The organism is Achromobacter sp. 1012554356, assembly GCF_059760815.1.
The window spans coordinates 1-24087 of record NZ_JCBANC010000028.1 but is presented as its reverse complement, the minus strand read 5'-3'; the positions used below and the strand labels follow the sequence as shown (position 1 = coordinate 24087).

Genomic DNA, 24087 nt, shown 5'->3' with positions numbered 1-24087 from the left:
TACTGTTCCGTGATGCGAGCAATGATTCATATTTGAGATCAAGGCCTTAGCAAGCGTTTTGGATCAAGCCGGGGCTTCAGCTTCGCGTCATTATCCCAACCATGGAAAGTAGTTCGTCGAAATCCGGGTTACTACGAACTGCTACAAGCCGGACACTACGCCCAGTGCATCGCCGCTCGATTCAACGTTGCGGCATGCGAGGGCTCGCGGTGTTTGCCGGCGCCCCGCAATGCGCCTTTCATCTCGCCATTTTGGGGATTCAAATGAAGAAGACGTTTTTGGCCGTCGCGTTGCTGACCGGCTTTGCCGGCGCCGCGCAGGCCGCCGATTCCGTGACGCTGTACGGCTTGATCGATGCTGGCCTCGGCTACGAAAAAGTGAAGTTCAAGGGCAACTCGCAAAGCCGTATCGGTGCGGTTCAGGGCGTGAGCAGCGGTTCGCGCTTTGGCCTGCGCGGCACGGAAGATCTGGGCGACGGCCTGCGCGCCGTGTTCACGCTGGAAGGCGGCTTTGGTCCCCTGAACGGCAACTCGCTGCAGAACGACCGCCTGTTCGGCCGCCAAGCAACGGTTGGCCTGGACAGCGATTCGTGGGGCCGTCTGGAATTCGGCCGTCAGACGAACCTGGCGTCGAAGTACTTCGGCTCGATCGACCCGTTCTCGATCAGCTACAACAACGCCAACATGGGTACCACGTTCGGCAGCGCCAACACGATGCGCCTGGACAACATGGTCCTGTATCAAACCCCGAGCCTGGGCGGTTTGAAGGTCGGCCTCGGCTACGCGTTCAGCGCGGACGACACCGTCACGGATACGACGCAGAAGGGCTTCGCCACGGGCGACAACAACCGCGTGATCACCGCCGGTGTGCAATACGTCAACGGCCCGCTGAACCTGGCGGCTGCTTACGACCGCTTCAATCCGTCCAACGACCGCGTTGGCGGCAAGGACGCGGCGCGCATCCAGGAATACATCGTCGGCGGTTCGTACGACTTTGAAGTCGTGAAGGTCGCGGCTGCGTTCGGTCAGACCCGCGACGGCTGGTTCGTCGGTCAGAACATGGGCACCACGCCCGACGGCATGAACAAGCTGGGTTCGTTCAAGCTGGCTGATGGTTTCCGCGCCAACTCGTACATGATCGGCGCCACCGTGCCGCTGGGCCGCCACGCCGTGTTCGGTTCGTGGCAGCGCGCCACCGCCAGCAACGACAAGCTGACGGGCGACGACGCGACGTTCAACGTGTACAGCCTTGGCTACACGTACGACTTCACCAAGCGCACGAACCTGTACGCGTACGCCTCGTATGGCGACAACTACGCGTTCCAGCACGACGCGACCGACACGGCTGTCGCCGTCGGCCTGCGTCACCGTTTCTAAGCAACGGGACGTCCGGCTGAACCTTGCTGAATGTGCGGGCCATTCTCCGTGGCCCGCTGAGTGACAGCGAACCCCCCCCTAGATCGGGTTCAGCCGGGCGCGCCTCGCGCACAGAAGGGAAGGGCCTCCGCAAGGAGGCCCTCTCGCATTCAGGACACCTGAATCCCGCCCGTTACAGGAAAAGCTTGTACGCCGGGTTGTCGGTTTCGTTCCAATGCGGATAGCCCAGTTCCGCCACGAAGTTGCGGAACTGCTTCTTGTCCGCCGGCGGCACCTGGATGCCGATCAGGATGCGGCCATAGTCCGCGCCCTGATTGCGGTAATGGAACAGGCTGATGTTCCAGTCGGGATTCATCGCGTTCAGAAAGCGCATCAGCGCGCCCGGCCGCTCGGGGAACTCAAAGCGGTACAGCAGTTCGTTGCGCGCCAGCGCCGAGCGGCCGCCCACCATGTGCCGCAGGTGGGTCTTGGCCATTTCGTCGTGGGTCAGGTCCAGCGTGTCGAACCCGTGTCGGCGGAAGTTCGCCGCGATCTTGTCGGGTTCCGCGGCGGAAGAGACCTGGATGCCGACGAACACGTGGGCACGGTCCGCATCCGAGATGCGGTAGTTGAATTCGGTGACGCTGCGTTCGCCCACCAATTCGCAGAAGCGTCGAAAGCTCCCGCGCTGCTCGGGCATGGTGACGGCGAACACGGCCTCGCGCATTTCGCCGACCTCGGCGCGCTCGGACACGAAGCGCAGCCGGTCGAAGTTCATGTTGGCGCCGCACGCAATGGCCACCAGCGTCTTGTTCTTCAGGTGGTGTTCGGCAACGTACTGCTTGGCGCCCGCCACGGCCATGGCGCCGGCCGGCTCCAGCACGCTGCGCGTGTCCTGAAAGACGTCCTTGATGGCGGCGCAGATCGCATCGGTGTTGACCACCACGTAATCGTCCACGTACTTGCGCGCCAGCTTGAAGGTTTCAGCGCCCACCATCTTGACCGCCGTGCCGTCCGAGAACAGGCCCACGTCGTTCAACTGAACGCGCCGGCCCGCGCGCACGCTGCGCAGCATGGCATCGGAGTCCTCGGTCTGCACGCCGATGATCTTGATCTCGGGCCGCAACTGCTTGATGTAGGCCGCCACGCCGGCGATGAGGCCGCCGCCGCCGATCGCCACGAAGATCGCGTCGATGTGACCGGGATGTTGGCGCAGGATTTCCATGCCCACGGTGCCCTGACCGGCGATCACGTCGGGATCGTCGAAGGGATGGACGAAGGTCAGCTTTTCTTTCTTTTCCAGCACCTGCGCATGCGCGTAGGCGTCCGAAAAGCTTTCGCCGGCCAGCACGACTTCGCCGCCAAGGCGGCGCACGGCGTCGATCTTGACCTGAGGGCTGGTCGTGGGCATGACGATCACGGCGCGGCAGCCCAGGCGGGCGGCCGCCAGGGCGACGCCCTGCGCGTGGTTGCCGGCCGAGGCCGCGATGACGCCGCGATTGCGCGCCGCCGGAGCGAGGTTGGCCATCTTGTTGTACGCGCCACGCAGCTTGAAGCTGAACACCGCCTGCGTATCCTCGCGCTTGAGCAGCATCGTGTTCGACATCCGCTGCGACAGCAGGGGCGCTGCCTCGAGCGGGGATTCGACCGCGACGTCGTAAACCTTGGAAGTCAGGATGCGTTTCAGATAATCAGTGGACATGGACCGCGCGACAGGGCAAGAGTGGGGACTGGCCTGGATTATTGCAGGGAATGCGTGTCGCCTTCCGGGTTTCCCGCGGCTACACTGCCGCAACCATGGAAGAAAGTCTCTTATCCGCAGTTCATTGGCTCTTGGGGGTGCTGGCGCTGCCCTCGGTGGGCCTGTCGGCCATCTTCACCGTTTCGCTCGTGTCCGCGACGCTGCTGCCGCTGGGCTCCGAGCCGGCGGTGTTCGGCTACATCAAGCTTTCGCCGGACATGTTCTGGCCCGCCATCCTGGTGGCCACCGCAGGCAATACCGTGGGCGGGGCCATCAGCTACGCCATGGGCCTGGGCGCCGAGAAGGCGGTCGAGCGCTGGAAGGAAAAGCACCCCCATCCGCATCCCGATGCGACGGAAGGCGGCCGCATGCGCGGGCGCTGGAACGAGCGCGCCCATGACTGGCTGCACCGGATGGGACCGCCTGCGCTGCTGTTGTCCTGGTTGCCCGCCGTGGGCGATCCCCTGTGCGCGGTTGCCGGCTGGCTCCGTCTGCCGTTCTGGCCCTGCGTTTTCTACATGGCCATCGGCAAATTCATGCGCTATCTGTTCATGACCGCCGGGCTGCTCTGGTTCTTTCCCGGAAAAATCTAGCCCTGACACCGGTCTTAAACGGGGACGTTACATACCGTCCCCGTCGCGCTTTTGGACGCCTTTCCAGACTTATTAGGGGTCAAGTCGGGACAATGGCATAAAATACTTTTTTAAGGGCCCCCTTCTTGCCGCCATGAACGCCCCACTCGCCAGCCACATCTTGAACGGGGCGATGCCGCCCGCCGCACCCGCGCGATTGCGCGAAATCCCCTACAACTACACGTCGTTTTCCGACCGCGAAATCGTGGGCCGGTTATTGGGTGAAGACGCCTGGAGCCTGCTGAGCGACCTGCGCGGCGAACGGCGCACCGGCCGCTCCGCCCGGATGCTGTACGAAGTGCTGGGCGACATCTGGGTCGTGCGCCGCAATCCGTATCTGCAGGACGACCTGCTCGACAATCCCAAGCGCCGCAAGCAGCTCATTGAAGCGCTGCATCACCGCCTGGGCGAAATCGACAAGCGCCGCGACCCCAGCGCGCCGGCTGAAGCCGGCCACGATCCGCATCGCGACGAAAAGGTCGTCGGTCTGCTGGCCCGCGCGCGTTCCGCCATCGCTGCCTTTGAAGGCGAATTCGACCAGACGGCCATGATGCGCAAGCAGGCGCAGAAGGTGCTGGGCCGCATCACGGCGCGCGACAACATCAAGTTCGACGGCCTGTCGCGCGTATCGCACGTAACGGACGCGACCGACTGGCGCGTGGAGTATCCCTTCGTCGTGCTGACGCCCGACTCCGAGGACGAGATCGCCGCGCTGGTCACCGCCTGTATTGAACTAGGCCTGACCATCGTGCCGCGCGGCGGCGGCACCGGCTACACCGGCGGCGCCATTCCGCTGACCTGGAAGTCGGCGGTCATCAACACCGAAAAATTCGACAAGCTGGGCAAGGTCGAGTCCTGTATTTTGCCCGGGCTCACCGAGCCCGTTGCGGTCATCCACGCCGGCGCCGGCGTGGTCACCAAGCGCGTGTCCGAGGCGGCCGAGGCGGCCGGCTTCGTGTTCGCCGTGGACCCGACGTCTGCCGAGGCCTCGTGCGTGGGCGGCAACATCGCCATGAACGCCGGCGGCAAAAAGGCCGTGCTGTGGGGCACCGCGCTGGACAATCTGGCCTGGTGGCGCATGGTCGATCCGGACGGCAACTGGCTGGAAGTCACGCGCCTGGACCACAACATGGGCAAGATCCATGACGTGGAGCTGGCCCGCTTCGAGCTCAAGTGGTTCGACGGCAAGGGCAAGCCCGGCGAGCGCCTGCTCAAGACCGAAACGTTGGAAATCCAGGGCCGCGTGTTCCGCAAGGAAGGCCTGGGCAAGGACGTCACCGACAAGTTCCTGGCGGGTCTGCCCGGCATCCAGAAAGAAGGCTGCGACGGTCTCATCACGTCGGCGCGCTGGGTGCTGCACCGCATGCCGCGCCACACGCGCACCGTCTGCATGGAATTCTTCGGGCAGGCACGCGACGCCATCCCGTCGATCGTCGAGGTCAAGGGCTATCTGGACGGCGAGGGCAAGGCGCGCGGCGCCATCCTGGCCGGCCTGGAGCACCTGGACGAACGCTATCTGCGCGCGGTGGGCTACGCCACCAAGAGCAAGCGCGGCGTGCTGCCCAAGATGGTCCTGATCGGCGACATCGTCGGCGATGACGACGACGCGGTGGCCGCGGCCGCCAGCGAAGTCGTTCGTCTGGCCAACACGCGCCACGGCGAGGGCTTTGTCGCCGTCAGCCCCGAGGCGCGCAAGAAATTCTGGCTGGACCGCTCGCGCACCGCCGCGATCGCGCGTCACACCAATGCCTTCAAGATCAACGAAGACGTCGTGATCCCGCTGCCCCGCATGGGCGAATACACGGATCACATCGAGCGCATCAACATCGAACTGTCGACCAGCAACAAGCTCAAGCTGCTGGGCGAACTGGATGCCTACCTGTGCACGCCGCTGCCGGTCGGCAAGATCGACGACGCCGACATCGAAACCACGCGCGCCGAGGTGCTGGCCGAGCGCACGCGTCAGGCGATCGAATTGATCGCCGCGACGCGCCAGCGCTGGCAGTGGCTGCTGGACAATCTGGACCTGCCGCTGGGCGACGCGCTGCCGCAGCTCGAAGGCCTTGGCCTGGGTGAGCTTCACGCCACGCTGACCGCACGCCTGGCCGCTCAACCCGCCGCCCGCGTCTTCGACGTGGTGCAGGACCGCACCATCCGCGTGTCGTGGAAGACCGAAGTGCTGGCCGGCCTGCAGCGCGCCTTCTCGGGCGCGGCCTATAAGAAGATCGTCGACGAGCTCGTCGCCATCCATGGCCGCGTGCTCAAGAGCCGCGTGTTCGTCGCGCTGCACATGCACGCCGGCGATGGCAACGTGCACACCAACATTCCGGTCAACTCGGACGACTACGGAATGCTGGGCGAGGCGCATGCCGCCGTCGAGCGCATCATGCAGATCGCGCGCGACCTGGACGGCGTGATTTCGGGCGAGCACGGCATCGGCCTGACCAAGTACGAGTTCCTGACCGAAGCCGAACTGGCCCCGTTCCAGGACTACAAGCGGCGTGTGGACCCCAACGGCCACTTCAACGCCGGCAAGCTCATGCCCGGCGCGGACCTGCGCCACGCCTGGACGCCCAGCTTCAACTTGATGGGCCACGAGTCGCTGATCATGCAGCAGAGCGACATCGGCGCCATCTCGGAGTCCATCAAGGACTGCCTGCGCTGCGGCAAGTGCAAACCCGTGTGCGCCACCCACGTGCCGCGCGCGAACCTGCTGTATTCGCCCCGCAACAAGATCCTGGCGACGTCGCTGCTGGTCGAGGCCTTCCTGTACGAAGAACAGACCCGTCGCGGCGTCAGCCTGAAGCACTGGGAAGAGTTCGAGGACGTGGCCGACCACTGCACCGTCTGCCACAAGTGCTACAACCCCTGTCCGGTCGATATCGACTTCGGCGACGTGTCGATGAACATGCGCGCCGTGCTGCGCCGCATGGGCCGCAAGTCGTTCAATCCGGGCACGGCCAGCGCCATGTTCTTCCTGAACGCCAAGGATCCGGCCACCATCAACGCCACCCGCAAGGCGATGGTGGGCGTGGGCTACAAGGTGCAGCGCGCCGCGCACGACCTGTTCTCCGGCCTGGTCAAGAAGCAGACCGCCAAGCCGCCGGCCACGGTGGGCAAGCCGCCGCTGCGCGAGCAGGTGGTTCACTTCGTGAACAAGAAGATGCCCGGCGGATTGCCCAAGCAGGCCGCGCGCAAGCTGCTGGATATCGAAGACGCGAACTACGTGCCGATCATCCGCGACCCGAAGGCCACCACGGCCGACACGGAAGCGGTGTTCTATTTCCCGGGCTGCGGTTCCGAACGCCTGTTCTCGCAGGTCGGCCTGGCCACGCAGGCGATGCTGTGGCATGCGGGCGTGCAGACCGTGCTGCCGCCGGGTTACCTGTGCTGCGGCTATCCCCAGCGCGGCAACGGCATGACCGACAAGGCCGAGCAGATCATCACCGACAACCGGGTGCTGTTCCATCGCGTGGCCAACACGCTGAACTACCTGGACATCAAGACCGTGGTGGTCAGTTGCGGCACGTGCTACGACCAGCTTGCCGGGTATGAGTTCGAAAAGATCTTCCCGGGCTGCCGGCTGATCGACATCCACGAATACCTGCTGGAAAAGGGCATCAAGCTGGAAGGCGCCAAGGGCGTGCGCTACATGTACCACGACCCCTGCCACACGCCGATGAAGCTGCAGGAGCCCATGAAGACGGTGCGCGCGCTGGTGGGCGATGGCGCGGTCAAGAGCGACCGCTGCTGCGGCGAGTCGGGCACGCTGGCGGTCAGCCGTCCCGACATTTCCACGCAGGTGCGCTTCCGCAAGCAGGAAGAACTGCTCAAGGGCGACGCCGCGATGCGCAGCGATGGCTTCACGGGGGACGTGAAGGTCCTGACTTCGTGCCCGTCGTGCTTGCAGGGCCTGTCGCGCTACGAGGGCGACACCAAGATGGAGGCCGACTACATCGTGGTCGAGATGGCCCGCCACATCCTGGGCGAAGGCTGGATGGAAGACTACGTGCGCCGTGCGAACGCGGGCGGGATCGAACGGGTCCTGGTGTAGGCGTCAGCACGCACCAAACAGAAACCGCGGCCAGCGATGGCCGCGGTTTTTTTTGTGCTTCCGGGCAGCGGGCGTCGCGTGTTCAGCCGGGTCGCATAGACCTCTTGAAACGCCAAAAACCGATCCCATACTCGGACTGAAGCGATCAGACCTGCGGTCGCCGGCATCGCGGCTGTGATGGGTCTGCGTCGGTCCCTTTTTTCGTTCGAGGAGATCTTCATGAGCAACTTTCCCTTCAACGATAGTGGCTTTGCCAGCGCGTTCGACGCGATCCAGGAACACATGGGCCGCGTGCTGCGCAATGCCGGCGTGCCTGCCGCCTTGCGGGCCACGCCGCAGGCGTACTTTCCGCCGGTAAACGTGGGCGTGTCGGGCGATTCCATAGAAGTCGTGGCCTTTGTGCCCGGGATGGAACCCGAAGGCCTGAACGTGTCCATCGAGAAGAGCCTGCTGACCATCAGCGGCGAACGCAAGCCGCAGGCGCTGCCCGAAGGCGCCCGTTATTACGCGCGGGAACGCACGCAGGGCCGCTACACGCGCATCATCGAGCTGCCCGCGGACGCGGATCCCGACAATGTGCAGGCGCGTTATACGGATGGCTGCCTGGCCATTTCCATCAAGCGCCGCGAATCGGCCAAGCCGCGCACCGTGACCGTGCAGTGACCCGCTAACGCAACCGCATAGGAGTATCGATCATGAATGAACGCAAAGACCTGACCGTGCCCGCCGAAGCGGCCGTTTCCGATAAGCGCGACGGGCGCAGCGTGACCGTGCCAACCGTGGATATCTTCGAGGACAAGGAAGGCATCACGCTGCTGGCGGACCTGCCCGGCGTGTCCAAGGAAAGGCTGCGCATCAACGTCGAGGCCGACGTGCTGCAGATAGAAGGCGAAGCCTCGGTCGACACGCCGAGCGACCTGCGGCTGGTGCTGGGCGAAATGCGTGCGCCGCTCTATCGCCGGTCGTTCCGGCTGGGGCAGGAGTTTGACCGCGCGCAGATCAGCGCCAGCCTGAAGCAGGGCCTCCTGACGCTGCGCATCCCGCGCGTGCGTGAGGCACAGCCGCGGCAGATTCCTGTAGTGGCTGGCTGATCCGGGCATCAGGGCGTCATTTGCGACCCAGGTGTCCGACACCCGTTGAGATGGCGTCACAATTTGACGACCGTCTCCGCCGGGTGTCTGACACCGTCCCAAGCACGCCCACGAAAAAGCCGCAGTCGACTGACTGCGGCTTTTTGCCTTGCCGGATGACGCCGGGGGCGATCACTCCAGCTTGATGTTCGCCTTCTTGATGACGTCCGCCCAGGCGCTGCGCTCCTGATCGGCATACGTCTTGAAGTCCTGCGCCGACATCGGCATGGGGATGACGCCCATGTCCAGCATCTTCTGCGACACCGCGGGCGACTTGAGCGTGGCGTCCAGATCGGCGGACAGCTTCTTCACCACCGCTTCAGGCAGACCGGCCGGGCCAACCAGGCCTTGCCAGGCGTAGGCCGTGAAGTTGGCGACGCCCTGTTCGGCCATCGTCGGGACATCCGGCAGCACCGTCACGCGTTCGGGCGTGGCGGCGGCCAGTACGCGCAGCTTGCCGGCCTTGACGTTGGGCAGGCCCGAGCCCAGATCGATGAACATCATGTCCACCTGGCCGCCCAGCAGATCCTGGATGGCGGGCGCGGCGCCCTTGTAGGGGACGTGCAGGACGTTAGCGCCGGTGCGCTGCTTGAACAGCTCCAGCGCCAGGTGATGCGGCGAGCCCGCGCCGGCGGAGGCCGACGTCAGCTTGCCCGGTTCCTTCTTGGCCGCGGCGAGCACGTCTTCGACCGTCTTGTACGGCGAGTTGACGTTCACGGCCAGCAGCAGCGGGAACTTGGCGATGCCGCCGATGTAGGTGAACTTGGCGGGGTCGTAGGACAGCTTGGCGTACAGCGACGAATTGAACGCCAGCGTGCCGGAGTCGGCGGTGCCCACCAGGTAGCCATTCGGTTCCGCCTGGGCGATGGCCGTGGCGCCGATGATCGTGCCGGCGCCCGGACGGTTCTCGACCACGATGGTCTGGCCGAGCGTCTTTTCCAGGCTGCTCGCGACCGTGCGTGCGACCACGTCGGTGCCGCCGCCGGCAGGGTAGGGAACGATCCAGCGGACCGGTTGCGTGGGCCAGGATTGGGCTGCGGCCGCGGTGGCGGCCAGCGACAGGGCGGCAAGCGCCAGCAGGCGCTTTGCGTGCTTGTGCATGAAGTGTCTCCTCGTGCGGGGTATCGTGAGCGCGGCGTCCGCGTGTTGATCGACGTCAACTTTCGCCGCATTTTTTGCGTCGCTATTATGCCTCGCGCCTACGCAAAAAGGGGCCCGTGCATTGGGCCCCTTCCGCTCACCGCCCGTCTGCCCTATTGCGGGTCGGGATAATGCCGTGCGCCGAAGATGGCCGAACCGATGCGGACCTCCGTCGAGCCTTCCTCGATAGCCAGTTCAAAGTCGCCGCTCATGCCCATCGACAGGCGATCCAGCGACACGCCGGGAATGTTCTCCCGGACCAGTCCATCCCGCAGCTCGCGCAGCGCGCGAAAGCACGCGCGGACTTCGTTGGCATCAGGCGAGTTGACCGCGAGGGTCATCAGGCCCTGCACGCGCAGCGTCGGGTATTCCGAGGCAATGCGGCGCAGGAACGGGGAGACCTCCTGGGGCTCCATGCCGAACTTGCTGGGCTCGGACGAGGTCTTGACCTGCACCAGCACGTCCAGGGTGCGGCCCTCATTTTGGAGACGCCGGTGCAGGGCGTCGGCCAGCTCCACTCGGTCCAGGGATTGCACTTCGGCGGCGTCGCGGGCGGCGTCCTTGGCCTTGTTGGTCTGCAGGTGGCCGATCAGCACCCATTGCAGCCCGTCGCCTTCGAACGCGGCGGCCTTCTGGCGGATCTCTTGTGTCTTGTTTTCGCCAAAGCGCTTCAGGCCCAGCGCCATCGCCTCGCGGATGGCGTCCTCGCCAAAGGTCTTGCTGACGGGAAGCAAATTCACGCTGCCGGGGGCGCGGCCCGCGCGCTCGCAGGCCTCTCGGATGCGTTGCTGGATCTGGGCGAGGCGCCCGGCCATGGTGTCTTCGGCGGTCATGCGGTTCTCTGGCAAAAACAGGAAGTCCCATAGTGTAGGACGTGTTTCGGGCCTGCTGCCGCACGGGTATCCGCCGCCTTCAAACCCGCCGTTGACCCTGTCTGATTGGCAGGCTTAGAATTTGCGGAGATTTGTTTATATTTCAAAGTTCTATGCCGTCCGGCGCCGCCCATTCGGGCGACACGTTTCCCTCCTACTCAGCCCCCACGCCATGTCCAGTGCAGCGCCCGAATACGTCTTTGCCACGCCCTTCCTGAATCCCCCCGCCTCGCCCATCCGATCGCTCATGCCCTACGCCATGCGTCCGGGCACCATTTCGCTGGCCGGCGGCTATCCGGCCCAGGAATTGTTCGACGTCGACGGCTTGTCGATCGCTTCGTCGCAGGTCACGGCCCGGCTGGGCGCTTGCCTGCAATATTCCAACATCGACGGCCAGGCCAGCCTGCGGCACGAGCTGGCGCGCCTGTCCGCGGCGCGCGGCCTGCACTGCAATGCCGACACGGAACTGGTTGTGACGGGCGGCTCGCAGCAGGCGCTGGCGCTCTTGACCCGCGTGATGCTGCAGCCGGGCGACCACGCCATCATCGAGTCGCCGGCGTTCCCGAACTCCGTGCAGGCCTTGCGCTACACGGGCGCCACGGTGCATACCGTGCCGTCGGGCCCCGATGGCATCGACGTGGACGCGCTGGACGAACTGGCATCGCGCGTGAAACCCAAGATGGTTTGCGTCGTCGCCACGTTCTCGAATCCCTGCGGCGCCACCCTGACGCGCGAGCGCCGGCTGCGCTTGCTGGAGCTGGCCGTCAAGCACCGCTTCCTGATCGTCGAGGACGACCCCTACAGCGAACTGCGCTTTGCCGGCGAAGCCGTGCCGCCCATCGCGGCGCTGGCCGAGGGCGAAGCCCGCCACTGGGCGGTGTACATGGCCAGCATGTCCAAGACGATGGCGCCCGCGCTGCGCATCGGCTGGCTGGTCGCGCCGCCCGAGATCCGCCGCCGCTGCGTTGGCGCCAAGGCGGCTGACGACATGGCGTCCTCGGCCTGGATCCAGGAAATCGTCGCCCAATATCTGGCCAACGGCCGCTACGACGAACACGTGCCGCGCATCCGCGCCGCCTATGGCCTGCGCTGCGCTGCCATGGCCGACGCGCTGGCGCGGGAGCTCGACGGCCGCATCACGTTCAGCAAGCCCGAGGGCGGCATGTTCTTCTGGGCGCGGCTGACGGGCGATGTGGATGCGACGCGTCTCTTGCCCTACGCCATCGAGCACGAGGTGGTCTATGTGCCCGGCAAGGCGTTTTACGCCGACGCGGCGAAGGCGGATCTCTTCGCCATGCGCATGTCGTTTGCCACCATGAACGAAAGCCAGATCGCGCAGGGCATGGTCCGCCTGGGCCGCGCGCTGGATGCGTGCCAGGCCAACGAACCGGTGTCGATCTCGCTGGCGGCTTGACGGCGCGCAGCGCCACGCCCGCCCCGCATTGCTATCCTTTCTGCGCAGGCCGCCGGCACCCGCCGGCGGCATACCTAAATAAGCGCTCGTTATTTGGCGGGGGCGCTTCATGTCTATAAGCTTCTTGCCTTGGCGGGCTTTCGCGCCCGGTAGCAGAAAGGAATTGAGGTCATGAACATTGCAAAAGGGTTGGTGGGCGCGGCGCTCTTGATGGCGGCAGCGCAGGGCGCGCAGGCGGCAACGCTGGACGTCGTGAAACAGCGCGGTGCCGTGGCTTGCGGCACGACCACGGGTTTCGCGGGTTTTTCCGCCCCTGATGCGCAGGGCAAGTGGCAGGGCCTGGACGTGGACCTGTGCCGCGCCATTGCCGCCGCGGTGTTCGGCGACGCGAACAAGATCAAGGTGGTCCCGCTCAATTCGCAGCAACGCTTCACCGCGCTGCAGTCCGGCGAGGTCGACGTGCTGACGCGCAACACCACCGTGACGCAGCAGCGCGACACGGCGCTGGGCATCATCCACGCCGGCATCAACTTCTATGACGGCCAGGGCTTCCTGGTGCCCAAGTCACTAGGCGTCAAAAGCGCCAAGGAAATCAACGGCGCCACGGTCTGCCTGCAGACCGGCACGTCCAACGAAAACACCCTGGCCGACTGGGCGCGCGCCAACAACGTGACCTACAAGCCGGTCGTCATCGAAACCTTCAACGAAGTCGTCAACGCGTTCGCGTCCGGCCGCTGCGACGTGTTTTCGACCGATGCGTCGGGCCTTGCGTCGATCCGGATTTCCAAGCTGCAGAACCCCGACGATTACGTCGTGCTGCCCGAAATCATCTCCAAGGAGCCGCTGGGCCCCTTCGTGCGCCAGGGCGACGACGCGTGGCTGAACATCGTGCGCTGGTCGCTGTCGGCCATGATCGAAGCCGAGGAATACGGCGTGACGTCCAAGAACGTGGACGAACAGGCCAAGAGCGCCAACCCCAACATCAAGCGCATCCTGGGGGTTACGCCGGGTAGCGGCGCCAATCTGGGGCTGGACGAGAAGTGGGCTTACAACATCGTCAAGCAGGTGGGTAATTACGGCGAGAGTTTTGAGCGGAACGTGGGCGAGGGAAGTCCGCTGAAGATCAAGCGCGGATTGAATGCGCAGTGGACGCAAGGCGGGTTGATGTACGCGTTGCCTATCAGATAACCCCGCGTGTCTGACACCTTGTGTGTCTGACACCGGCTAACTTTGGCGGCCGTCATGGTGTTGACGGTCGTCTTTGTCTTGACGGTTGTTTAGATATGGCTGGTGTCAGACACGCAAGGTGTCAGACACGCAGAGTTTAGATATGGCTGGTGTCAGACACGCAAGGAGTCAGACACGCAGAGTTTAGGTATGGCTGGTGTCAGACACGCAAGGTGTCAGACACGCAGAGTTTAGATATGGCTGGTGTCAGACACGCAAGGTGTCAGACACGCAGAGTTTAGGTATGGCCGGTGTCAGACACGCAGAAAATGGGGCTTGTCAGACACGCAGGGCTTAAGAACTTTTATACAACTGGGCGATCTTCACAAAGGCCGCCCGCAGTTCCCGCGTGCCGCCCTGAAAAATCACCGGCTTGCCCCGATGCGTGAACACCACAAGCCGCTTCGAAAACACCATCGGCACAAACCGCGCCAGGCGCACGTCTTCCCAGGCCACTTCGCGCCGGGTGAACCAGGTCTGGCTAATGCCGCGGTCGTCGATCGTGGTGATGGACGTCTGCATGTGCCACGACACGAACAGCAGCGCCACGAAGCACAGCACCACGGCCACTGCCAATAGCGTGTCGAAAGGCTGCGAGGGCGCGCGGATCGCGGTGGTCACCACCTGCACGCCCAGCACGGCGAGCAACACCCACGTCAGAATGCGCACCCAGTCCGGCCAGGCCTGGCCCGACAGGGGCAACGGGCCGATGGCGCGGAGCAGCGCCGCGAGGTCTTCGGGCGCGGAGGGGGCATTCTGTGTGGTCATGCGGTGCGGGTCATGCAGCCGGGATCAAGCTGCGCGCTTGGCGGCAATGGCGTTGCCGGCGCGGCTGGAACCCTTGCGGTTCAGATGTGCGGACATCCATTGCCCGATGTCGACCACGGCGTCGAAGTCCACACCCGTGTCGATGTCCAGGCCGCGCAGCATGTACAGCACGTCTTCCGTCGCGACGTTGCCGGTGGCGCCCTTGGCGTAGGGGCAGCCGCCCAGGCCGGACACCGAGGTGTGGAAGATGGAAATGTCGCTCTCCAGCGCTGCCAGGATGTTGGCAAGCGCCTGGCCATAGGTGTCATGAAAATGGCCGGACACACGCGCCGGGTCCACGACGCGCGTGACGGCGGCCATCACTTCGCGCACGCGCTTGGGCGTACCGACGCCGATGGTGTCGGCCACGTCGATCTCGTCCACCTGCATCGCCAGGTAGCGTTGCGCCACGTCCACCACGGCTTCGACGGGGACTTCGCCCTGGTAGGGACAGCCCAGCGCGCAGCTGATGCTGCCGCGCACGCGGATGCCGGCTTCGCGCGCGGCTTGCACCACGGGTTCAAAGCGCGCGATGGATTCGGCGATGGAGCAATTGATGTTCTTCTGGGAAAAGGCCTCGCTGGCGGCGCCGAAGATCACGATTTCGTCCGCGCGGGCGGCCAGCGCCGCTTCAAAGCCCTTCATGTTCGGCGTCAGCACCGAATAGATGGTGCCGGGACGGCGCTCGATGCGCGCCATCACGTCGGCGCCGTCGGCCATCTGCGGCACCCATTTGGGCGACACGAACGACGCGGCTTCCACATTGGGGAAGCCCGCGGCGGCCAAGCGGTTGACCAGTTCCACCTTGATGTCGGTGGGGACGAATTCCTTTTCGTTCTGCAGTCCGTCGCGAGGCGATACCTCGACGATCTTCACGCGGGAGGGCAATGCCATGTCTCTTCCTGTATCGGTATTGGGTGACCGGCGCTACAAGGCTGCGGCGCTGCCGAACATATTAGCGCCATCGCATCCGGCCCCGTTGCAGTGCTAGTGCAAACGCTGGTAGCGGCCATCGTCCAGCCGGGCGATGTGGCCCTGCAATTCCAGTTCGACCAGTTGCGTCTGCAGGGCGGCGGTTTCCAGCCCGCAGCGCGCCTGGATGGCATCCAGGTGCAGCGGGTCGAATCCCAACGCGTCCAGCACCGGATGCGACGGGGGGGCGGCAGGCACGGCCTCCTTGGGCGAGGGCCGCGCCGGCGTGGGCCCGCCGCCGAGTTCATCGGTGATGTCCATGGCGGTTTCGACCAGCTTGGCGCCTTGGCGGATCAAGGCATGGCAGCCGCGCGACAGCGGCGAATGAATCGAACCCGGGATGGCGAAGACCTCGCGCCCGCATTCGCCGGCAAGCCGCGCCGTGATCAGCGATCCGCTCTGCTTGGCTGCCTCCACCACCAGTACGCCGCGCGCCAGGCCCGCCACGATGCGGTTGCGCTTGGGAAAATGCTGGGGCCGCGCGCCGGTGCCCAGCGGCAGCTCGGACACCAGCGCGCCGTGCGCCGCGATGCGATGCGCCAGATCGCGATGGCTGGCCGGATAGATGCGGTCGATGCCCGTCCCCATGACCGCCACGGTGCCGGCGCCTTGCGGGCCGGCATCCAGCGCGCCCTCGTGCGCGGCGGCGTCGATGCCCAGCGCCAGGCCGCTGACGACGCGCCAGCCGTTGCCCGCCAGATGCCGGGCAAAGGCGCGCGCGTTTTCCTGGCCACCGGGCGTGGCGTTGCGCGCGCCCACGACCGCCAGCGACGGTCCCTGCAGAAAGGCGGGATCGCCCGCGACGTAGAGCAGGATCGGCGGATCGGCGATCGTCAGCAGGCTTTGCGGATAGGTGGGCTCAGCCAGCGTCAGGATGTGGCGGCCGGGCGCCTGCACCCATTCCAGCGCGCGCTCCACCTGTTCCGCCATGTCTGCCGGCATGGGCGCCGCCAATTGCCGCGCCAGCGCTTCGGGCACGTGCCGCGACAGCGCGGTGGCGCGTTGCGCATAGATCTGGTCGGGCAGACCCAGCGCGCTGAGCAGCATGCAGGCGGTGGCCGAACCGATGTTGGGTTCGAGGGACAGCCGCAGCCAGGCGGCGAGTTCTTCGGAGGTTTGCGTCAGCGGCATGAAACGGGCGGAAAAGGACGCGGAAAAGGCGCCGGGGGTCCGAGAGTGTCGCATGCGCCGCGCGCGGCCGCGGGCGACGGGTGGATGGATATGCGTCTAGTGAGCCCGTCGCTGGAATGCCTGAAAAATGGGTGCCGTAGCAATGTCCGCAATGCCGGAATTAGCCGAAAACTATTAGAAATCAAGACTCTAATGAATTAAACTCTCGAACAAGCATTCCTACTGGCATCCCCATTCAATGGCTTTACTTCCAATCCTTCGCTACCCGGACCCGCGCTTGCACAAAAAAGCCAAGCCGGTTGCCGAGGTCGACGACCGCATCCGCCAACTCGTGCGCGACATGGCCGAAACCATGTACGACGCGCCGGGTGTCGGCCTGGCCGCGACGCAGGTCGACGTGCATGAGCGCGTGGTCGTGATCGACGTGTCCGAAGACAGCAATGCACTGCTGACGCTGATCAATCCTGAGATCACCTGGCGCAGCGACGACTACAAGATCTACGAAGAAGGCTGTCTGTCCGTGCCCGGCGTCTACGACGAAGTGGAACGCGCGTCGCGCATCCGCTGCAAGGCGCTGGACATCGACGGCAAGCCGTTCGAGTTCGAAGCCGACGGCCTCCTGGCCGTGTGCGTGCAACACGAGCTGGATCACCTGGAAGGCAAGGTGTTCGTCGAATACCTGTCGAACCTCAAGCAGAACCGCATCAAGACGAGGCTCAAGAAGGCCGAGCGCGAAGCGCTGCGCGCCTGACCCCGGGCCGGACTTCGGCCCATTTTCGCCCTGCCGCCTTCGTTCACCTCTTCTGCTGTCACCCTCATGCGCATCGTTTTTGCCGGCACTCCGGAATTCGCCCGTATCGCGTTCGACGCCCTGCGGGCCGCCGGCCACGAAATCCCCTTGGTCATGACGCAGCCCGACCGGCCGGCGGGGCGGGGCTTGAAGCTCACGCCCAGTCCGGTCAAGCAGGCCGCGCTGGATGCCGGCATTGCCGTCGCTCAGCCGCGCAGCCTGCGTCTAGATGGCCGCTATCCCGATGAGGCCGCCGAAGCGCGCGCCCTGCTGGAAAGCGTGGCGCCCGATGTCATGGTGGTGGCCGCGTACGGATTGATCCTGCCGCAATGGGTGCTGGACCTTCCGCGCCTGGGCTGCCTGAACATCCACGCCAGCCTGTTGCCGCGCTGGCGCGGCGCGGCGCCGATCCAGCGCGCCATCGAAGCGGGCGATGCGCGCACCGGCGTCACCATCATGCAGATGGACGAGGGCCTGGATACGGGCGACATGCTGCTCGAACGCATCGTGCCGATTTCTGACGACACCAATGCAGCGCAGTTGCACGACGCGCTGGCGCTGGCCGGCGGCGAAGCCATCGTCGAGGCGCTGGACGCGCTGGCCAAGGGCGGCCTGACCGCGCGCAAGCAGCCGGAAGACGGCGTGACCTACGCGGCCAAGCTGGACAAGGCGGAAGCCGCGCTCGATTGCACCCAGCCGGCCGAATTGCTGGCGCGCCGCGTGCGCGCCTTCAATCCGGTGCCCGGCGCCAGCATCCGTTTGCCGGGACTGCCCGATGCGGTGAAGGTCTGGCGCGCCGAGGCGCTGGCTGAGGCCACCACTGCCGCACCGGGCAGCGTGCTGCGCGTCGATGCGGCGGGCATCGACATCGCCACCGGCCAGGGCGTGCTGCGCCTGCTTGAGCTGCAAAAGGCGGGCGGCAAGCGCCAACCCGTGGATGTGTTCGTGCGCGGCTGGCAGCCGGCCTGAACCCGCCCCAAGGCAGATCACGTCCGGCGGCGCGCGAGGGATCAGCCCTTGCGGCGCGCCGCCAGCAGATCCAGGTAGGCGCCCGACAGCAATTGCTCGGGCGCGACACCCAGCCCGGCCATCAGCGTGCGGGCTTCTTCCATTCCTGCCTCGACGGTTTCGTCCTCGCGCAGCACCACTTCCAGTTCCAGGAATTCGCCCAGCCCTTCCACCCGGTCCAGATGGATGCGGGTGCGTCCGGCCATGAACACCGTCCGGTGTTTTTTCACGCGGCCGATCACGCCGTACGCATGCGACAGGGCTTCGCGCAGGGAATCGGGTTCGTCCGTGGGCGAGATGACGTAGAAGCTTTCCTTGGGGCCGCAGTCGTCGGCGCGCTGATAGAAGATCAGTTGGCCCGAGCCGTCCGCGAAGGCGCGCAGTTTCAGGCGGCCATTGACGCACGTGAAGAAGGTGTCGTCCTGGTCCACGAACGTGGGCTCATTGCCGGACAGCGCCGCGGCCAGATGTTCGATGGCGTCCAGGCTGTCGACTCGCGCCTTGATCTCCACGTTGCGTGCCATGCGCGCCTCCGGGTTCAGTAGAGCGAACTGGCCACACGGGCGGGCAGGTCGCGGTCGTAGGCCACGCCGTCAAAGGTGCCGGACGTCAGATCGGAAAGCATGCGGCCGACGCTGGGCAGCGCGGTGCGCGGAATCTGCGTTTCCGGATCCCACAGGCGCGAGCGCAGCAGCGCGCGAGAGCACTGGAAGTAGACCTTGTGCACGTCGACGATCAGCACGGAGCGCGGCAGCTTGCCGTCCATCTCGAAGCGCGCCAGCAGTGCGGGGTCGACGCTGATGCGCGCCTCGCCGTTGACCCGCAGCGTCTCGCCCACGCCCGGCACCAGGAACAGCAGGGCCACCCGCGGATCGGCGATGACGTTGAGCAGGCTGTCCACGCGGTTGTTGCCGCGGCGGTCGGGCAACAGCAGCGTCTTCTCGTCTTCCACCACGACGAACCCCGCAGGATCGCCGCGCGGGGACGCGTCCAGCCCGTCCGGACCCGCGGTCGCCAGCAGCGCGAAGGGCGCGGCCTCGATGAACGCGCGGTAGTGCGGATGCACATGGTCCACCTCCTTTTTCAGGGAGGCTTCGCCGGGCGAACCGTAAAGCGCTTGCAGGGTGCTGGCGTCGGTAATCAGGTGGGCGGGATCGGTGTGCATGGGATCTGGGCGTTACGCCAGTGCGTTGGGAAGGTCTTCGACCGTCAGGAAGAGTTCATCGGGGCCGCGGCCACGCAGGGCGTCCGGGTGGTTGTAGCCCCAGGCGACCGATCCGACGCGCACGCCCGCCTTGCGGGCCGCGTCGATGTCGCGCATCTCGTCGCCCACCAGCAGAAAGCGCTCCGGCGCGGTGCCGTGTTGCTTGAGCAAGCGGTCGATCTTGGCGGCCTTGCCGAACAGGTCGGTGCCGCATTCGTAGTCGTCAAAGAGCGCGGCGGTTTCTTCGCCCAGTACGCGCCGCACGTTCTCGACAGAGTTGGAGCTGACCACCGCCAGGCGCAGGCCGCTCGCCTTCAGGCGGGCCAGCGCTTCGGGGATGCCGTCGAACAACTGGACGCTGGGGTCGATCTCCTGCATCAGCGAGCGCACGTGCGTCATGATCGCTGGCAGCTTCCACAGCGGGATGTTCAGGTACTTCAAGATCTCCATCGCATCGCGGCTGCGCAGTTGCTCGCGTTCGGCCGCATCGATCTGGCGAAAGTTGTACTTGTCCGCCACGGTGTTGAGGATGGAGTTGAACCACGGCATGGTGTCTGCCAGGGTTCCGTCAAAGTCGAAGGCTGCAATGTCGTATTTCAATTCTTGGAATCCAGTGCCGGCAGGCCGGGCAAGGACGCCCGTTTCACAGGCGCCTTGCGCGAGCCCTACACGCCGTGCGGGTGAAGAAGATAGTGCACGACCGGCGCCAGGTCTTCAAGCGGCGGGGCGCCGGCGACCACGCGCGCCGCGCTGGTCCAGGGGTAGTCCAGGGCCAGCAGCCAGCCGAACACCGCGGCCGTATTTCCGGGCGGCAGGCTCACCATGGTTTCGATCGTGATGGTCAGGCGTTTGGCGCGATACGGATCGGGCTGAAACTCCCAGTCGTAGCGGCCACAGCCCACGCGCACGTTGCCGGTGGCTTTTTCCGTCATGCCGACCAGCCAGTCGCAGTGGTACTCGGACAGGCGTGCGTCAGCGTCGGGGCGCGACAGGTAATAGGTGTAGACGTTGTCGTAGGTCTGGCCGAACTTGCGCACCAGCGTGTCGGTGATGGCGGCCAGGCCATGCGATTCGGGCGGAAAGGCGATGGCCTGCGTGCGCAGCGCCATCTTCAGCGCCGCGTCCGGCGCGAATGCGCGGGCCATGTAATGCGGGCGGTTCTCGTCCTTGGCGTGAAAATAGTCGCGCAATACGGACTCGGTGCAGGCGGGGAACAACGAATCGGTGGGCATTGCGGGGGGCTTCCGTTCAAGTCTCAAGCGTCGGTGTCAGGGCTTTCTGACCGGATCAAACCACTTCGAGACGTTGGGCGGCTCGTAAATGGCGTAGCGATCCAGCAGCAAGGCGGGGTCTTCTTCCACCACCAGCATGTCGCGATGCTGGGGACGGATGAATGCTTCTTCGACGGTGTGGTCGATAAATTGCATCAGGGCATCGTAGTACCCGGCGACGTTCAGCAATCCACAGGGCTTCTGGTGCATGTTCAGTTGCGCCCAGGTCCAGACCTCGAAGAACTCTTCCAGTGTGCCAGCGCCGCCGGGCAGGGCGATGAAGCCGTCGGCCTTCTCCATCATCATCGCCTTGCGCTCGTGCATGTTCTGCACCATGTGAAGCTCCGTCAGGCCCAGATGCGCCTGCTCCTTTTTGAGAAGCAGCTCGGGAATCACGCCGATCACGCGGCCGCCGCCAGCCAGCACTTCATTGGCCACCACGCCCATGATGCCGACGATCGAGCCGCCATACACGAGGCCCAGATCGCGCTTGACGAGTTCGCGTGCCAGCACGCGGGCCTGCTCGACGTAGTCCGGGCGCGTGCCCGGGTTGGAGCCGCAATACACGCAGATATTCTTCAGAGTCATAAAAACGGTGGGAAATTGCCGGCCGCGTTACAGATTGCGTCACGATGCCTTTCGCGAAGCCGATAGTTTACGCAAGGTTGCGCAGGAGCCTTTTTGCGGGCAGCAAGTCCGGGCCGTGCGGCACGGGCAATGTTTGGACACAGCATGTTCTGGCACGGCCGGTAGACTGAATATTGCGAAAACGACTGGAAGTCCAGCGTCGTGCTGCTTTCACTGACTAGAGGAGCTAACGATATGGAACAAGCAACCCGCACCCCGCAGCAAACGAATCGTCCGTTCAACATGGACGTGCAGGCGATCCGCGCCAAGGCGCGCAAGGACATCGAGTCCGGAGCCATCACCGACACGTATCGCGCCGACCGTGAAACCGTGCTCAAGCTCTTGAACGAAGCGCTGGCCACGGAAGTGGTCTGTGTGCTGCGCTACAAGCGCCACTATTTCATGGCCCGCGGCTTGAATGCCGAACCCGTTGCCGCGGAATTCGCCGAGCATGCGGCGCAGGAACAGGAGCACGCCGACAAGCTGTCCGAGCGCATCGTGCAGCTCGGCGGCGAGCCGGACCTGTCGCCCAAGGGGCTGCTGGAGCGCAGCCACTCGGAATACGTCGAAGGCAATACGCTGGAAGAGATGATCAAGGAAAACCTGATCGCCGAGCGGATCGCCATCGACAGCTATCGCCAGATGATCGAATACATCGGCGAACAGGATTCCACCACGCGTCGTCTGCTGGAGGAAATCCTGGCGGTCGAGGAGGAACACGCCGACGATCTGTCGGACTTCCTGGATAAGTGACGCAGCGTTAAGCCGTCAATGCAAAACGCCGTCCGGCGCGCGATGCGCCGGACGGCGTTTGTCTGCATGAAGCCGGATCAGATCGCGTCGGCCCAGAGGTCGTATTCGTCGGAATCGGTGACGCGCACGCGCACCATGTCGCCCGGTTGCAGGGGCTTGTCGGAACTGACGTAGACGCAGCCGTCGATCTCGGGCGCGTCGGCCGCGCTGCGGCCCACGGCGCCGTCTTCATCGACCTCGTCGATCAGCACGTCGATCTCGCGGCCCACCTTGAGCGCCAGACGCTCGGCCGAGATGGTCTGCTGCAGCGCCATGAAGCGTTCCCAGCGGTCCTGCTTGACGTCGTCCGGCACCGGATCGTCCAGCAGGTTGGCGGGCGCACCTTCGACGGGCGAATACTGGAAGCAGCCCACGCGGTCGAGCTGCGCTTCCTGCATCCAGTCCAGCAGGTACTGGAAGTCTTCCTCGGTTTCGCCGGGAAAGCCCACGATGAAGGTCGAGCGGATCGTCAGGTCCGGACAGATTTCGCGCCAGCGCTTGATGCGCGCCAGCGTCTTGTCCTCGAAGGCCGGGCGCTTCATCAGCTTCAGGATGCGCGGGCTGGCGTGCTGGAACGGAATGTCCAGGTAGGGCAGGATCTTGCCCTCGGCCATCAGCGGAATCACTTCGTCCACGTGCGGGTACGGGTACACGTAGTGCAGACGCGTCCAGACGCCCATTTCGGACAAGGCCATACAGAGCTCGGTCATGCGCGTCCTGACCGGGCGGCCGTTCCAGAAGCCGCTGCGAAACTTCATGTCCACGCCATAGGCGCTGGTGTCCTGCGAGATCACCAGCAGTTCCTTCACGCCGGCCTTCACCAGGCGCTCGGCTTCGTTCAGCACGTCGCCGACCGGACGGCTGACCAGGTCGCCGCGCATCGAGGGGATGATGCAGAAGCTGCAGCGATGATTGCAGCCTTCGGAGATCTTCAGATAGGCATAGTGGCGCGGCGTGAGTTTCACGCCCTGCGGCGGCACCAGGTCCACGTAGGGGTTGTGGTCCGTGCGGGGGGGCGCTGCGCTGTGCACGGCGCGCACGACCTCTTCATATTGCTGGGGGCCGGTCACCGACAGCACGCTGGGGTGCACGTCACGGATCACCGATTCCTCGACGCCCATGCAGCCGGTCACGATGACCTTGCCGTTTTCGGCAAGGGCCTCGCCGATGGCTTCCAGCGACTCGGCCTTGGCGCTGTCGATGAAGCCACAGGTGTTGACGACGACGACGTCCGCGTCGTTGTACTCGGGCGTGACTTCGTAGCCTTCGGTGCGCAACTGGGTCAGGATGCGTTCGGAGTCGACCAGCGCCTTCGGACAGCCCAGCGACACGAAGCCGACGCGCGGCGCGCGGCCGGGGTTGGCCTCTTGCGCGGCGGCGGTGATGGCGTCGAGAGTCGCGCTGTTGCCGTTGCTGGGGGCAGTGCCGGCGCCTTTGCCGGGCCGGGATTGTTCAATAACTTCCAATCTAATTCACCGTAGGTTCGCGCACGGGCATTCGGCGTGCGGCGGGGTCATCGTCAAAGGTTCAGGGCCAGGCCGGGGCGTCTTGGGAGGACAGGTGGCGCAGCGTTTCCGGATGAAGCATGGCGACGCGCAGCAAAGTCTGCGCGGCGCCGGAGGGGTTGCGCCGGCCTTGCTCCCAATCTTGCAAGGTGCGCACGCTCACGCCCAACAACTCCGCGAAATCCGCCTGCGGCAGGCCCACGCGATTGCGCGCTTCGCTGATATGCGACGCCTGCCACCGGACGGGCCGGGCAGGCGGTACAGCCTTCTTCATAACTCGATCACTGGGAGGGGGCGGTGCGGCGTCTATGCCCGCCGGCAGGATTCAGCCGGCGGCCGCACCAATGGGGATAGCGGGGCAGCGCGGAATTATACGGCATTGCCGTAGGCGGGGGTAGCGCGGCGTGGTGGCGGC

At 65.2% G+C, this 24087-nt stretch carries 23 protein-coding genes; 10 read left to right on the top strand and 13 right to left on the bottom strand.

Annotated elements, in window-relative coordinates:
• Positions 1–263: 263 nt before the first annotated feature.
• Positions 264–1376 (top strand): porin, encoded by a 1113-nt coding sequence (locus AC6LJW_RS15930; RefSeq protein WP_056560225.1) that lies wholly within the window; start codon positions 264–266, stop codon positions 1374–1376.
• A gap of 172 nt (positions 1377–1548) precedes the next feature.
• Here the strand turns inward: AC6LJW_RS15930 and ilvA are convergent, their stop codons facing one another.
• Positions 1549–3057 (bottom strand): threonine ammonia-lyase, biosynthetic, encoded by a 1509-nt coding sequence (ilvA, locus tag AC6LJW_RS15925; RefSeq protein ID WP_056560222.1) that lies wholly within the window; start codon positions 3055–3057, stop codon positions 1549–1551.
• A 95-nt stretch (positions 3058–3152) separates the two neighbouring features.
• Here ilvA and AC6LJW_RS15920 point away from each other — a divergent pair, with 95 nt between their 5' ends.
• The 4 genes from AC6LJW_RS15920 to AC6LJW_RS15905 all read left to right on the top strand — a co-directional run bounded on the left by AC6LJW_RS15920 (position 3153) and on the right by AC6LJW_RS15905 (position 8873).
• Positions 3153–3689, top strand: coding sequence for a YqaA family protein (locus tag AC6LJW_RS15920; RefSeq protein WP_056560219.1), 537 nt, complete (start codon positions 3153–3155; stop codon positions 3687–3689).
• A gap of 133 nt (positions 3690–3822) precedes the next feature.
• Positions 3823–7782, top strand: coding sequence for a DUF3683 domain-containing protein (locus AC6LJW_RS15915; protein WP_056560218.1), 3960 nt, complete (start codon positions 3823–3825; stop codon positions 7780–7782).
• 219 nt (positions 7783–8001) lie between these two features.
• Positions 8002–8445 (top strand): Hsp20/alpha crystallin family protein, encoded by a 444-nt coding sequence (locus AC6LJW_RS15910; protein WP_056560217.1) that lies wholly within the window; start codon positions 8002–8004, stop codon positions 8443–8445.
• A 32-nt stretch (positions 8446–8477) separates the two neighbouring features.
• Positions 8478–8873, top strand: a complete 396-nt coding sequence (locus tag AC6LJW_RS15905; RefSeq protein ID WP_498087744.1) for an Hsp20/alpha crystallin family protein — start codon at positions 8478–8480, stop codon at positions 8871–8873.
• A gap of 171 nt (positions 8874–9044) precedes the next feature.
• Here the strand turns inward: AC6LJW_RS15905 and AC6LJW_RS15900 are convergent, their stop codons facing one another.
• Both AC6LJW_RS15900 and AC6LJW_RS15895 read right to left on the bottom strand, forming a co-directional pair.
• Positions 9045–10013 (bottom strand): Bug family tripartite tricarboxylate transporter substrate binding protein, encoded by a 969-nt coding sequence (locus AC6LJW_RS15900; RefSeq protein ID WP_427985044.1) that lies wholly within the window; start codon positions 10011–10013, stop codon positions 9045–9047.
• Between the two features lie 152 nt (positions 10014–10165).
• Complete coding sequence (locus tag AC6LJW_RS15895; RefSeq protein ID WP_056560206.1) at positions 10166–10885, bottom strand: YggS family pyridoxal phosphate-dependent enzyme; 720 nt, start codon at positions 10883–10885, stop codon at positions 10166–10168.
• Between the two features lie 211 nt (positions 10886–11096).
• Between AC6LJW_RS15895 and AC6LJW_RS15890 the strand changes: the two genes are divergently transcribed.
• Positions 11097–12338: an aminotransferase-like domain-containing protein gene (locus AC6LJW_RS15890; protein WP_056560203.1), complete on the top strand. Its 1242-nt coding sequence runs from the start codon at positions 11097–11099 to the stop codon at positions 12336–12338.
• Between the two features lie 171 nt (positions 12339–12509).
• Positions 12510–13526 (top strand): amino acid ABC transporter substrate-binding protein, encoded by a 1017-nt coding sequence (locus tag AC6LJW_RS15885; protein WP_056319656.1) that lies wholly within the window; start codon positions 12510–12512, stop codon positions 13524–13526.
• 333 nt (positions 13527–13859) lie between these two features.
• On the opposite strand, the gene AC6LJW_RS15880 is transcribed toward AC6LJW_RS15885, so the two are convergent.
• The 3 genes from AC6LJW_RS15880 to dprA all read right to left on the bottom strand — a co-directional run bounded on the left by AC6LJW_RS15880 (position 13860) and on the right by dprA (position 16475).
• Positions 13860–14333, bottom strand: a complete 474-nt coding sequence (locus AC6LJW_RS15880; protein WP_056560201.1) for a hypothetical protein — start codon at positions 14331–14333, stop codon at positions 13860–13862.
• A 24-nt stretch (positions 14334–14357) separates the two neighbouring features.
• The gene (locus AC6LJW_RS15875) at positions 14358–15266 is read right to left on the bottom strand and encodes a hydroxymethylglutaryl-CoA lyase (RefSeq protein WP_427985681.1); all 909 of its coding nucleotides are present in this window, start codon (positions 15264–15266) and stop codon (positions 14358–14360) included.
• A 93-nt stretch (positions 15267–15359) separates the two neighbouring features.
• Positions 15360–16475: a DNA-processing protein DprA gene (gene dprA / locus AC6LJW_RS15870; RefSeq protein ID WP_427985683.1), complete on the bottom strand. Its 1116-nt coding sequence runs from the start codon at positions 16473–16475 to the stop codon at positions 15360–15362.
• Between the two features lie 238 nt (positions 16476–16713).
• On the opposite strand from dprA, the gene def reads away from it, so the two are divergent.
• Together def and fmt are read left to right on the top strand one after the other, a co-directional pair.
• Positions 16714–17226 carry a peptide deformylase gene (def, locus tag AC6LJW_RS15865; protein ID WP_056560192.1) on the top strand — a complete coding sequence of 171 codons (513 nt, stop codon included), beginning with the start codon at positions 16714–16716 and terminating at the stop codon, positions 17224–17226.
• Positions 17227–17292: 66 nt separating this feature from the next.
• On the top strand, positions 17293–18234 hold the full coding sequence (gene fmt, locus AC6LJW_RS15860; RefSeq protein WP_498087743.1) for a methionyl-tRNA formyltransferase: 942 nt from the start codon (positions 17293–17295) through the stop codon (positions 18232–18234).
• A gap of 41 nt (positions 18235–18275) precedes the next feature.
• Here fmt and AC6LJW_RS15855 read toward each other — a convergent pair whose 3' ends face one another.
• The 5 genes from AC6LJW_RS15855 to AC6LJW_RS15835 all read right to left on the bottom strand — a co-directional run bounded on the left by AC6LJW_RS15855 (position 18276) and on the right by AC6LJW_RS15835 (position 21336).
• On the bottom strand, positions 18276–18797 hold the full coding sequence (locus AC6LJW_RS15855) for a class IV adenylate cyclase (RefSeq protein WP_056560190.1): 522 nt from the start codon (positions 18795–18797) through the stop codon (positions 18276–18278).
• Between the two features lie 14 nt (positions 18798–18811).
• The gene (locus tag AC6LJW_RS15850) at positions 18812–19438 is read right to left on the bottom strand and encodes a pyridoxamine 5'-phosphate oxidase family protein (RefSeq protein WP_498087742.1); all 627 of its coding nucleotides are present in this window, start codon (positions 19436–19438) and stop codon (positions 18812–18814) included.
• A 12-nt stretch (positions 19439–19450) separates the two neighbouring features.
• Complete coding sequence (locus AC6LJW_RS15845) at positions 19451–20077, bottom strand: HAD hydrolase-like protein (protein ID WP_056560188.1); 627 nt, start codon at positions 20075–20077, stop codon at positions 19451–19453.
• Positions 20078–20142: 65 nt separating this feature from the next.
• Positions 20143–20709: a hypothetical protein gene (locus AC6LJW_RS15840; RefSeq protein ID WP_056560182.1), complete on the bottom strand. Its 567-nt coding sequence runs from the start codon at positions 20707–20709 to the stop codon at positions 20143–20145.
• 36 nt (positions 20710–20745) lie between these two features.
• The gene (locus tag AC6LJW_RS15835) at positions 20746–21336 is read right to left on the bottom strand and encodes an LOG family protein (RefSeq protein WP_056560179.1); all 591 of its coding nucleotides are present in this window, start codon (positions 21334–21336) and stop codon (positions 20746–20748) included.
• 234 nt (positions 21337–21570) lie between these two features.
• On the opposite strand from AC6LJW_RS15835, the gene AC6LJW_RS15830 reads away from it, so the two are divergent.
• Positions 21571–22128, top strand: a complete 558-nt coding sequence (locus AC6LJW_RS15830) for a ferritin-like domain-containing protein (protein WP_056560178.1) — start codon at positions 21571–21573, stop codon at positions 22126–22128.
• Positions 22129–22205: 77 nt separating this feature from the next.
• On the opposite strand, the gene rimO is transcribed toward AC6LJW_RS15830, so the two are convergent.
• A complete protein-coding gene (gene rimO / locus AC6LJW_RS15825; RefSeq protein ID WP_105241744.1) occupies positions 22206–23552 on the bottom strand; it encodes a 30S ribosomal protein S12 methylthiotransferase RimO in 1347 nt (448 codons plus the stop codon).
• 142 nt (positions 23553–23694) lie between these two features.
• Entirely contained in the window at positions 23695–23946 is a 252-nt protein-coding gene (locus AC6LJW_RS15820; RefSeq protein ID WP_056559990.1) for a helix-turn-helix domain-containing protein, read from the bottom strand.
• Positions 23947–24087 lie beyond the last annotated feature (141 nt).

Excerpts from the sequence above, each read along its gene's own strand:
- AC6LJW_RS15930 (WP_056560225.1), top strand. The coding sequence starts at position 264 with ATGAAGAAGACGTTTTTGGCCGTCGCGTTGCTGACCGGCTTTGCCGGC.
- ilvA (WP_056560222.1), bottom strand. The coding sequence starts at position 3,057 with ATGTCCACTGATTATCTGAAACGCATCCTGACTTCCAAGGTTTACGAC.
- AC6LJW_RS15920 (WP_056560219.1), top strand. The coding sequence starts at position 3,153 with ATGGAAGAAAGTCTCTTATCCGCAGTTCATTGGCTCTTGGGGGTGCTG.
- AC6LJW_RS15915 (WP_056560218.1), top strand. The coding sequence starts at position 3,823 with ATGAACGCCCCACTCGCCAGCCACATCTTGAACGGGGCGATGCCGCCC.
- AC6LJW_RS15910 (WP_056560217.1), top strand. The coding sequence starts at position 8,002 with ATGAGCAACTTTCCCTTCAACGATAGTGGCTTTGCCAGCGCGTTCGAC.
- AC6LJW_RS15905 (WP_498087744.1), top strand. The coding sequence starts at position 8,478 with ATGAATGAACGCAAAGACCTGACCGTGCCCGCCGAAGCGGCCGTTTCC.
- AC6LJW_RS15900 (WP_427985044.1), bottom strand. The coding sequence starts at position 10,013 with ATGCACAAGCACGCAAAGCGCCTGCTGGCGCTTGCCGCCCTGTCGCTG.
- AC6LJW_RS15895 (WP_056560206.1), bottom strand. The coding sequence starts at position 10,885 with ATGACCGCCGAAGACACCATGGCCGGGCGCCTCGCCCAGATCCAGCAA.
- AC6LJW_RS15890 (WP_056560203.1), top strand. The coding sequence starts at position 11,097 with ATGTCCAGTGCAGCGCCCGAATACGTCTTTGCCACGCCCTTCCTGAAT.
- AC6LJW_RS15885 (WP_056319656.1), top strand. The coding sequence starts at position 12,510 with ATGAACATTGCAAAAGGGTTGGTGGGCGCGGCGCTCTTGATGGCGGCA.
- AC6LJW_RS15880 (WP_056560201.1), bottom strand. The coding sequence starts at position 14,333 with ATGACCACACAGAATGCCCCCTCCGCGCCCGAAGACCTCGCGGCGCTG.
- AC6LJW_RS15875 (WP_427985681.1), bottom strand. The coding sequence starts at position 15,266 with ATGGCATTGCCCTCCCGCGTGAAGATCGTCGAGGTATCGCCTCGCGAC.
- dprA (WP_427985683.1), bottom strand. The coding sequence starts at position 16,475 with ATGCCGCTGACGCAAACCTCCGAAGAACTCGCCGCCTGGCTGCGGCTG.
- def (WP_056560192.1), top strand. The coding sequence starts at position 16,714 with ATGGCTTTACTTCCAATCCTTCGCTACCCGGACCCGCGCTTGCACAAA.
- fmt (WP_498087743.1), top strand. The coding sequence starts at position 17,293 with ATGCGCATCGTTTTTGCCGGCACTCCGGAATTCGCCCGTATCGCGTTC.
- AC6LJW_RS15855 (WP_056560190.1), bottom strand. The coding sequence starts at position 18,797 with ATGGCACGCAACGTGGAGATCAAGGCGCGAGTCGACAGCCTGGACGCC.
- AC6LJW_RS15850 (WP_498087742.1), bottom strand. The coding sequence starts at position 19,438 with ATGCACACCGATCCCGCCCACCTGATTACCGACGCCAGCACCCTGCAA.
- AC6LJW_RS15840 (WP_056560182.1), bottom strand. The coding sequence starts at position 20,709 with ATGCCCACCGATTCGTTGTTCCCCGCCTGCACCGAGTCCGTATTGCGC.
- AC6LJW_RS15835 (WP_056560179.1), bottom strand. The coding sequence starts at position 21,336 with ATGACTCTGAAGAATATCTGCGTGTATTGCGGCTCCAACCCGGGCACG.
- AC6LJW_RS15830 (WP_056560178.1), top strand. The coding sequence starts at position 21,571 with ATGGAACAAGCAACCCGCACCCCGCAGCAAACGAATCGTCCGTTCAAC.
- AC6LJW_RS15820 (WP_056559990.1), bottom strand. The coding sequence starts at position 23,946 with ATGAAGAAGGCTGTACCGCCTGCCCGGCCCGTCCGGTGGCAGGCGTCG.